General features: G+C 62.9%; 6 protein-coding genes. 1 reads left to right on the top strand and 5 read right to left on the bottom strand.

What is annotated here, in order from left to right; genetic code table 11:
• The coding region (locus ACT17R_RS17565; protein WP_444810000.1) for an SDR family NAD(P)-dependent oxidoreductase at window positions 1–215 on the bottom strand (215 nt) is incomplete at its 3' end.
• 128 nt (window positions 216–343) lie between these two features.
• On the opposite strand from ACT17R_RS17565, the gene ACT17R_RS17570 reads away from it, so the two are divergent.
• Complete coding sequence (locus ACT17R_RS17570) at window positions 344–655, top strand: ArsR/SmtB family transcription factor (protein WP_444810001.1); 312 nt, start codon at window positions 344–346, stop codon at window positions 653–655.
• A 545-nt stretch (window positions 656–1,200) separates the two neighbouring features.
• Here ACT17R_RS17570 and ACT17R_RS17575 read toward each other — a convergent pair.
• From ACT17R_RS17575 to groL, 4 genes are all read right to left on the bottom strand, one after another.
• Window positions 1,201–4,347: a hypothetical protein gene (locus ACT17R_RS17575; protein WP_234181213.1), complete on the bottom strand. Its 3,147-nt coding sequence runs from the start codon at window positions 4,345–4,347 to the stop codon at window positions 1,201–1,203.
• Between the two features lie 77 nt (window positions 4,348–4,424).
• Window positions 4,425–5,924, bottom strand: a complete 1,500-nt coding sequence (locus tag ACT17R_RS17580; RefSeq protein WP_234181215.1) for a type IV secretory system conjugative DNA transfer family protein — start codon at window positions 5,922–5,924, stop codon at window positions 4,425–4,427.
• Window positions 5,921–6,607 carry a hypothetical protein gene (locus ACT17R_RS17585; RefSeq protein WP_444810002.1) on the bottom strand — a complete coding sequence of 229 codons (687 nt, stop codon included), beginning with the start codon at window positions 6,605–6,607 and terminating at the stop codon, window positions 5,921–5,923. The genes ACT17R_RS17580 and ACT17R_RS17585 overlap by 4 nt, the downstream gene beginning before the upstream one ends.
• 463 nt (window positions 6,608–7,070) lie before the next feature.
• A partial coding sequence (gene groL, locus ACT17R_RS17590; RefSeq protein ID WP_444810003.1) for a chaperonin GroEL occupies window positions 7,071–8,468 on the bottom strand: 1,398 nt, incomplete at its 5' end.

The raw sequence follows: 8,468 nt of genomic DNA on the forward strand, positions 1-8,468 counted from the left end.
GCCCGCTGCGGCCCGGGCTGGGAGGCATCGGCCTGAACGGCAAAGGCGGTGCCGCCCGCGCGCTCGATCGCCGCTACTGTCTCGTCGGCCGCCGCCTTGTTTCCCGAATAGGTGATCGCGACCGCCGCGCCATCGGCCGCGAGGCGCTTGGCGATCGCCGAACCGATACCGCGCGATCCGCCGGTGACGAGCGCTTTTTTGCCCAGAAGTGACATGTAAATTCTCCAATCATGCCCGCGATCACGGCGTCGTGCGCTGCCGGCAAGGCACAAGATGGGTCGTCAATCCAATAGTTCAATATTCCCGAACTATTAAAATTGCGTCGCGGGCCTATATTGTGCCTATGCCCCGCTTCACCCATCCCAGGCTGGAAGACGTGCCGCTCGAGCTGGCGCTCCATGCCCTCGCCGATCCCAACCGTCTGGCCATGGTCGGACGCCTGGCCGGCACCGAGCAGCTCAGCTGCACCAACGCTGCCCCGTGCGACTCGATTCCCAAGAGCACGCTGTCGAACCATCTCAAGCTGCTGCGCGCCGCAGGCCTGATCGAGACGACCCAGGCCGGTCGCGAGATGATCAACAGGCTGCGCCGCAAAGAATTCGAGCAACGCTTTCCCGGCCTTTTGGATGCAATCCTCGCCAACCGCCCCGCCTAGCGCAAAGCAAGGCGCCGGTGATCGTCGTCGGACGCTGTCGGACCGCTCGCTCGGGGTTGCCAGTCTCACTTGTACGTTCGCTTCATGCGCGAGACGGAAGCGACCATTCAGCGGCTGGCCAGCATCGAAATTCTCCCGCAAAGCTTGGCATGCTGATTTACGGTGAACCCGTGGTCGACAGAGCCGCTCTCGGCGCGGGGCCGGCATCTGGATTTCGCACGATCCAGCCGTGACCGTTGCGCAAGTCGAGCGGGATGAGCCAGCGGTGCAAAAAAAGCATTCCGAGATCGCCGTCCATAATCATGTCCGCGGTGAACAGAAGGTCGACTGGAGGTCAACGCCTTGGGGTAACTTGGAAATCTCCCGACTGCGGCCCTTCTGCATCCGCCTGCAAGCCGAACATGGCCGCATTACGCTTTGCAACCAGTACCGTGCGTCCATTTCCGGAATTAAGCTCCATACATATCGGCCCGCGTGGGCTGATCACATGGGCCCTGACGACAAGAGCCGTGCCCTGCTTTCTCCCCCTGGATTGCTGTCGACGATTATTCGCCCGTGTTGCGTCGGAGAGGCGCAGAAAGCGTTATCACGGTGAGCGAGAGAACCAGCCAGCCGAGCGCTGCGTACACCGCTTTGGCGATCCGCCAGGGCCTTGCCCATGCATCGGAGCGAATTGAACAGATGCCTTCTTCGCGCAGGTCCAGAAGGGGGATGAAGACATCGGTGGCATAAATCCAGGTGTCGATGGCTTGACCGCAAGGGATGCTCGTTCGCACCGCTGAGCCCGGCACCACCTCGATGCCCAGAGAATTCTCGCCTGCGACCGCAACGCCCTGTACAGGCGTGAGAGACAGTTCGAGGGCAGGGGGACCCGAGCCGCTGAAGTCCAATCCGAGCATCGGAAGTGGCTGCCCGTGATTGGCTGCTTCGACGCCGATCCAACCGACAAGGAGGAAGGCGGCGCAAGTCGCAAGCGCTCTTGTCGGCGACAGCCCGTAGCGGAACAATCCACCCCAGAAAGTGACCAGCGCGGCTTCATAGATCGGGCCGAACAATTGGCGAAGCCCTGGCCACATGCGACTTCGCTGCTTCTTGATGTCGCGGCGGGCCTTTTCGGCTAGCACAATATTCGCCTCATCGGCAAAACCATGCAAGCGATAGACCCGCGCAAATGCCTCATAGGGTTGGGGCGACCAGTCCTGGATGCGGCTCTGGACCTGGCGGCCGAGCCACGCCACCCTGGCAGTGGCGCCCGACTGGCTGTCCCGCATCCCGGACAAGCGGCGCGACGTAGAATTGCCTAGCGCGCGCCCACGCATCTCGACAAATCGCCGAACCGAAATGCCTTCGAGCAAAAGTCTCGCATCCTCACCCCAGAGCGCGCCGTCCTGATCGTTCAGAGCAGCGCATTCGAGACCGCTCAGATCACTGACTGGAAATGCAGCGGACATGCATTGTCGCACCAGCAGATCGCGGCGAACGGCATCGAGCGAAGTCCAATCGGCGTCGAAAAGCGGAGCAAGAGCGTCTGCCCGGTCCGCAAATCGATGGCCGAGCGGGCCTTTGAACTCTCCCGCGCTCGACTGTTCGGTCATTTGGCTGACGGACTGCTCGGAAAAGGAAAGCTTGCCCGATTGGTCAATCCTGGCCTTGCAGTCGATGCGCGCGCCGCCATATGCGAGCGCTAACCTGACGTCCCAGGCGAGGGTGTCAGCGACCGGCGGGTCTTGCTCTATGATCCGCATCCGGCCCTCGCTGCCTTCAAGCATTCCGGTCAAGAAGGCGACATAGGCCGGCACGGTGTCCAGGGTTAGGCGCGGCGGGCAGAGATATTCGTTAAAATTGTAGATTTCGGTTGCCGTGCCGCGCAGGAAGACGATCGCGTTGTCGTTGTCCCAGAGCAAGGGCGTGGAAATCGCCCGGCCGCTGCGTTGCCAGATAATGTCGGCGCAGGTCCAGCCGGGATAGAAGGGCAGCTCCGCGACCCGAACATCCATGACCGAGGGCGTGCCATTCTCATCGCAAAACAGCTCGATCGCATAGCTCATCCGGCCATAGAGCCGTATCTGCCCGCCGATCTGCCCGTCGGCCAGATCGATGCGGGTAGGAGCGGCGAGGGATGAAATCCGAAGGCCTTGGTCTCCGGCTACTCGCTCACCTTGCTTGCCGAAGATGATGTCGCCCCTGACCTGCGCACGGCGCAGGTTCAACGATCCCGCAACCCGGCCCGTGACGACGATATTTCGGCCGATTTCGAGATCGGGGGCGTTCACGGCCTCGGTGATGCCGCGCTCGAGATGCGCATTGGCCATGTCGCCTTGCGCCATCACATAAAGATTGCCGCGAATGCGCATCCCGTCGAGCTGCGCTGTGGTGCCGGGGTCGCGAAGCTCGAGGACCATGTCCTGATCACAACTGAAACCGGTTGCCTGGACAGCGGGAACCCAGTCCCGTGACGGGCCGAGTGACAGCATGGTGCTTCCCGTCACGATCCCCGATCGCAGATTGACGCCGGCTTCGATTTCGCCGCTTATCGACAGGCGGCCGCCGACTTCGACACCTTGCGCTTCGACAGGACCCGTCGCACGGCTGCCGTCTTCGATGCCGAGCTGGATGTTGGCGGCACATTTGAGTTGTTCCAGGCATAGCGTCGAATTGAAGGTCAAATTGCCAAGTGCCAGTTCGCCCTCGATCTGCGCCGAGCGAAGATCGGCGGCCGGTTGCCACGCACTGCACCGAAAGCTGGCGCCGTTCAGATAGACGTCGGCGCCGGCGCGAAGCAGGGGCGCTCTCAACAGCGGCAGCGCGTCTCGATCGAACGGCTGAGCGTCGACAAGTCGAATGTCGCTGAGGTCGATGTAGGCCGATACATTCATGCTGGCCAGATCGAGCGCAATCCGGCGGCGGCCGGCCCGGACGCGCAAGCGGGCGGCCGAAACAGCGCCATCGATGCGCGCATCGGTGAGCACCACGGGACCCGCGGCGACCGTCTTGTCGATCCACAGGCCTGATGCGCGCAAGCCCTCGCCGTTGAGAGCAAGGCCTTCGGCGCCGGCGGCCAGCCGGGCTTTGGTCAGATCTATCGGTGCGCCCACCTGCAGAAATTGCAGGCGCAGGCCGCCCCTGGCGCGCAGACGTGATGCCAATATCCCACCCGTCACATGCGCCCTGTTCAAATGCAGTGCGAAATCACGTCCTGTTTCGCTCCGAACACCGCTCAATTGAGCCGCTTCGGCATTCAGCGCGCCTCCGATCGTCGCCTGGCTCAGTCGGATCATGCACTCTTGACCGGTGAAGGCACGCACCGAGGCGAGGTGGACATTGCCAAGGGTCCGCAGACCAATCGCATCGAGCAGCTGCAGCTGCGATCGCTCGAGCGAGAGGCGCAGGATATTGGCGTTGGTGAGGATGATCGGCGCGTCGAAGTGGCAGTCTTCAAAGACAAGTTCCAACAGGCGGCTCTCGCCCTCGCTCTCGCAAAGACCGCCGAGGTCCAGCGAACCGCGAACCACGACGCCCGATAGCTTCACGACGCTCGTCTCACCCGTTTCGCCGCGCGCTCTTTGCCGGACGAACGCCGCGAGATCCGCACCCGGGACGGTGGGACGTCTGCGCGCGCCGTTGACGAAACTGCCGTATTGCCGGAGCGCAGCGATTACGCGACCGCCGGGCTGCTCACTGTCGCTGACCATCCTCAGTTTCCCTCTCGCAACGATCTGCGAATTGACGAAGTCACATTTTTAGCGGTCATATATGCCTCGTGGCTCTCTCAAGTCGCAATCGAGCGCAATATGCGGGCGGCCATGTCGGCGTGAAGTTTCGAGGGCTCGCCGACCGATTCCCACAGCGCCAAGGTCGGACGCGCGGGCGGGCGCGGCGGACGTATATATTCGGTGAGCGGCGTTCGCGGGAGGCCCACCGGGTCGATCTCCGGATTATGGAAGGGATTGTCGTCGAAGCAGCTCTTGAAGGCTGCGTCGAAGCGATAATTGGGCAGCTTGGCAATGACCGCTTCGTCACCGGCGACCTGAAGGAGCATTTCATCGGGTGGCAGCGCCAGAACGCCATTGGGATCCTCGTGCCCGACGAGCCCGCTCATCGTGGTTGCGGCGAGCATCGTATTGGCTCCGAAACATTGCACGACCTTGGAATTATTGACCATCGTCTGCCAGTCATTCGGATACAGAAATTCTAGCTGCGATGCGTCCTGCCAGAAGCTCCAGGTCTGCAGGCCATAGCCGCGAAGCAGGGTGACGGCCTGGCGAAGTTCGTTGAACGTGCCAAGCTGTGCCGCTTCGTCGAGGATGAACAGCGTCGAAAGCGGAGGCCGGGCGCGCCGGCGCATGATCGCGGTCATCAGCGACCCGACCCAGAGCCGCAGCAGGCGGCCGTGCGATACCAGCATGTGTGGAGGCACGACGATGTAGATCGTCATCGGGTCGCCGCGCGTGATCGCATCGAAATCGATGCTCGAACGATCGGTCGCCAGTTGCAGCGACGGCCCGCGCAGGAAGTCGATCGCTTCCTGCGCAAATGCGACGATGCCGCCAAGGGTTTCCGGTGCGCTGATCTTGAAGAGCTGGCCGGTATTGCGCGCCTCGGGATGGCGCGAGCCTTCCAGGGCCTCGACGAGCAAAGCCCCGTTGCTCTCGGCTGCGCCGTTCACGATCTGCCGCAGCCGGCCCAGATTATGGTCCGACTTTGGCATATCGGTCAGCAGGTGAAACAGCGCCCCGACGAGCAACTGGCGCGCGCGCCCCTGCCAGAATTTGTCGCGGTCATTGGTAAATGCGAGCAATTGATCGATGAGAACATGCGCCTCGTCGACGGCCGTCGCCGAATGCGGATCGATCAGATCGAGCGGGTTGAGACAGTCGCCGGGAAAGGATGTAATTCCGATCGGATCGAGCACGATAACCTGCTGCCCGAGCTCGCGCCGACGGCGTGCGGTAATCGCTGCATTCTCGCCCTTGGGGTCGATAACGATCGCGGGTCCCTTGTGCCGAAGCAGCGCCGGGACCACGCAGCCGATGCCCTTGCCAGCGCCAGTCGGGGCGATGGTGATCAAATGCCCCTCGCCTTCGAGAAGTATGGGGCGCGCAGCAAGGTCCGGCGCGCCTGCGTCGGCGCCGAAGCTGAATCCGATCGGCCGCTGCCTGGGACGGGTCTCGAGCGACCAGCCGACGAGCAAGCCATCGCCTTCGATGGTTTCGGGCAATTTGAGCGTGGAGGGGGTCTTTGCCCCGAACTGGTCGGCCAAGGCGCTCATTGCGATGCTCCTGCGCCGGTCTGGCGATAGAATATCCCGTCGAACCGGATAGCATGATCGGGAAGACCGTCGGTCAGCAGCTTGTCGTCGATCATGTCGACGAGGCCGTAGGTCGAGATCAGAAAGGTCGCCTCGAACAGCGTAGCGCCGAAGAGAACGAGTGCGTGAGTTTTCCATCCGTCGCGCTGGCGGACGGCCTCCAGCGGCCTCGCGAGCGGGACCGCGCTTTCAGGCAAGTCGAACGGGTAGATGAGCTGCTGGAGCCGGCCGGGCGATTCGATGATAAAAAATGGCTTGTCCTCCATCCGGACGGCGCTGCAGAACACCCGCAGATAATCGCACACGGCCTCGGCCTTTTCGATCCGGATCGATATGAGATCGTTGACATCGTGGAAGATGCGCGATGTGCCATCGAGTATATGCGGACCGTGAGGGCCGTAGAGAAAGGATATGACCTTCGAGGCTGCATCGGTCTCCTCGATCAGCGCATCCACCCACATCCAGTCCGGCCAGAATAGCAGCGGATGGACGCGAAACGCGCCGATCGCGCCGGGCGGACATGCCGCGCTTGCAAAGCTGCCATCGCGCTCCAGCACCCCGCGAAACGCATCGGCCACATCTTCGGCGAGTTCGTGCCAGGGTCCGACCAGCGGCGGCGTCGGCCAACGCATATCCAGAATCATGCGAGCTTCATCCCCTGCAAATGGCTTCGACTTGATCGACCCGCGCGCATTCAGAAGGGACTCCATGGCTCCTACGGGCGTCGCGGCTCATTAAAGTTTCTGCCATTCTCTCACGCGGATAGTCGGACGTCCTTGCGCAAGTTTCAAGGATTTCTAAAGGCATGATCCGTCCGGTTCATGCGTCGGGCAGGCAGCATGGCATCCAGGCAAAGTGGGCAAGTCGGAAGGGGCGCCAGCGCCGCGGTCGCCCGCGGCGTGCGGGGGCCAATGATTGCCAACGAGGCTGCACCGATACTGCGCGCAAGATGGGGCGATCGAACGTGTGCGTGAAGAAGAAGCGCAGCGCGCTGACGATGCTGTTCATCGTTCACTCGCGCTCCGAAAAGGGCGTAGCCGCTCTAGACCATTTCTGCGGTGCATCGGTTGGGTGAGGGCGGCAGGTTGCCCCGCCGCCCTCCGAGCGTCAGAAGTCCATCGCCGGCATCGGCGCGGTCTTATCGTCCTTCGGCAACTCGGCGACGAGTGCCTCGGTCGTGATCAACAGCGAGGCGACCGATGCCGCATCCTGCAGTGCGGTGCGCACGACCTTGGCGGGATCGATCACGCCGGACTTGACGAGATCCTGATATTCGCCGGTCGCTGCGTTGAACCCCCAGCCATAGTCCTCGCTCTCGAGCAGCTTGCCGACGATCCACGCACCGTCTTCACCGGCATTGTCGGCGATCTGGCGCGCCGGCGCACGAAGCGCGCGGCGGACGATGTCGATGCCCGACTGCTGATCGTCGTTCGCGGCTTTCAGGCCTTCGAGTGCCTTGAGCGAGCGAAGCAGCGCGATGCCGCCGCCGGGAAGAATACCTTCTTCCACAGCCGCGCGGGTTGCGTGGAGCGCGTCGTCGACGCGGTCCTTCTTCTCCTTGACCTCGACCTCGGTCGCGCCGCCGACGCGGATCACCGCGACGCCGCCGGCGAGCTTGGCGAGCCGCTCCTGCAGCTTCTCGCGGTCATAATCGCTCGTCGAGGTCTCGATCTGCTGGCGGATCTGCGCGACGCGGCCGTCGATATCCGACTTCGCGCCGAGGCCGTCGACGATCGTTGTATTATCCTTGTCGATGACTACCTTCTTGGCGCGCCCGAGCATGTTGATCGTGACGCTCTCGAGCTTGATGCCGAGCTCCTCGCTGACGACATTACCGCCGGTGAGCACCGCGATATCCTCGAGCATCGCCTTGCGACGATCGCCGAAGCCCGGTGCCTTGACCGCTGCGACCTTGAGCCCGCCGCGCAGGCGGTTGACGACGAGCGTCGCGAGCGCTTCGCTCTCGACATCCTCGGCGATGATCAGCAGCGGTCGGCCCGACTGCACGACGCTTTCGAGCAGCGGCAGCATCGCCTGCAGGTTGGACAGCTTCTTCTCGTGAATGAGGATATAGGGGTCGTCGAGTTCGACCTTGAGCTTCTCGGCATTGGTAACGAAATAGGGGCTAAGGTAACCGCGGTCGAACTGCATGCCCTCGACCGTCTCGAGTTCGGTGGCCAGGCTCTTCGCTTCTTCGACCGTAATCACGCCCTCATTGCCGACCTTCTCCATCGCCTCGGCGAGGATCTTGCCGACTTCCTCATCGCCATTCGCAGAGATAGTCGCCACCTGGGCGATCTCGCTGTTGGCCTCGACCGACTTGGCGTGCGCCTTGAGGTCCTCGACGACGGTGGCCACGGCAAGGTCGATGCCGCGCTTGATATCCATCGGGTTCATCCCCGCGGCGACCGCCTTCGCGCCTTCGCGCACGATCGCCTGCGCGAGCACGGTCGCGGTCGTGGTGCCATCGCCGGCCTTGTCGTTCTGCTTCGAGGCGACCTCGCG

This window comes from Sphingopyxis sp. Q841 (assembly GCF_052384365.1).
GTDB classification, from domain to species: Bacteria; Pseudomonadota; Alphaproteobacteria; order Sphingomonadales; family Sphingomonadaceae; genus Sphingopyxis; species Sphingopyxis terrae_A.